The following is an 814-nucleotide window of genomic DNA, read 5'->3' as shown; positions in this document are numbered from 1 at the left end:
GCACGCAAGCTGCTCCCGATGGTCCCGCACGCCCCGGCCCTGCGCGCCGTACTGGAACGTGCGGCGGTGGCGGTGCTGGTACGGGACGCCGTCGCCGCGGTCCCCGGTGTCACCCGGGTGCGGACCCGCGTCGGCAGACACCGGGTCACCGTGCGGGCCCGGCTGGGCTTCGGCGACCGGGCCACCGCCCGCCGGGAGGTGGAGGAAGCAGCCGCCGGCACACTCACCGGATGCGGCCTGGCCCGCCCGCTCCGCCTGCGCACCACGGTGACACCGGAACCACACTGGCAACACGGGGCCAGGGCGGACCTGACGCCCGAACGACCGCCTGCGGCCGGGGAAACGACCGCATCCGCAGGCCCGGCGGACCGCCCGCCCGATGCACGGCCCGCGACCGAACCGGCCGCCTCCGGCGCCACGGCCTCCGCATCACTCACGGCCTCCGGCTCACCCATGGCCGGCGGCTCACCCACCCGGGAAGGCACAGGATCCGATGAGCCGACTCCGTAACGGAACGAACCGGGCCGCCCTGGCCTGCGCCGGTCTCGTACTGCTCGCCGGGGGCGGCCTGCTGGTGGCGGCAGCGCCCGGCGTACGCCCCCGGCTGCCCTCCTGGTGGCCACGCCCCGGGCACGGCACCGTACTGCTGGACCGCGCCGGTCTCGCCCGGCTGCGGGAGAACGGCTGGTGGACCCCTGCCGTGATCGCCGCACTCGCGGTCGCCGCCCTGCTGCTCCTGTGGTGGGTCATCGCCCAGCTCCGCAGCGGCGCCCGCGGCCCCGTGCCGCTGACCAGGCCGGGCGTCACCCTGCGC

The 814-nt window shown here is 77.1% G+C and carries 1 protein-coding gene and 1 pseudogene; both read left to right on the top strand.

The annotated features are described in order from the left end of the window. Positions 1-510, top strand: a 510-nt coding sequence (locus G3I19_RS36685; protein ID WP_239075068.1) for a DUF6286 domain-containing protein, incomplete at its 5' end; no start/stop codon positions are given. After that, a pseudogene (locus G3I19_RS36680) lies at positions 494-814 on the top strand (hypothetical protein); the annotation flags it as partial. The gene G3I19_RS36685 and the pseudogene G3I19_RS36680, both read left to right, overlap by 17 nt.

Source organism: Streptomyces sp. SID10853, assembly GCF_010548145.1.
Classification (GTDB): domain Bacteria; phylum Actinomycetota; class Actinomycetes; order Streptomycetales; family Streptomycetaceae; genus Streptomyces.
Note: the sequence above shows the minus strand (reverse complement) of the source record. Positions and strands in the feature narration are given on the sequence as shown.